Annotated in this window: 1 pseudogene; it reads left to right on the forward strand. The window is 75.7% G+C overall.

Going from position 1 to position 379, the window contains the following annotated elements:
- Positions 1-379, forward strand: a pseudogene (locus IZR01_RS49660) (FAD-binding oxidoreductase); the annotation flags it as partial.

A 379-nucleotide genomic window follows, 5' to 3' on the forward strand; every position in this document is an offset into this window, starting at 1 on the left:
CCCCCACGCACCGCCGCACCGCGCGCCCGGGGACGAGAAGGACTCCACGCGCGGACGCGCCAGGGTGCTTCAGGAGATGCTGGACGGCCGCGCGGTCGGCGGCGGCTACGCGGCGCCGGAGGTGCTGGACGCGCTGGACCTGTGCCTGGGGTGCAAGGGGTGCAAGACGGACTGCCCGGTCGGGGTGGACATGGCGGCGTACAAGACGGAGGTCTTGTATCAGCACTACCGGGGCCGGGTGCGGCCCGCGGCGCACTACTCGCTGGGCTGGCTGCCGGTATGGGCGCGGCTGGCGGGCTTCGCGCCGCGGGTGGTGAACCGGGTGCTGGCCTCGCCGCTGGCGCCGCTGCTGAAGCGGGCCGGGGGGATCGCGGGGGAG

It is taken from the genome of Catenulispora pinisilvae (genome assembly GCF_015356865.1).
Lineage (GTDB): Bacteria > Actinomycetota > Actinomycetes > Streptomycetales > Catenulisporaceae > Catenulispora > Catenulispora pinisilvae.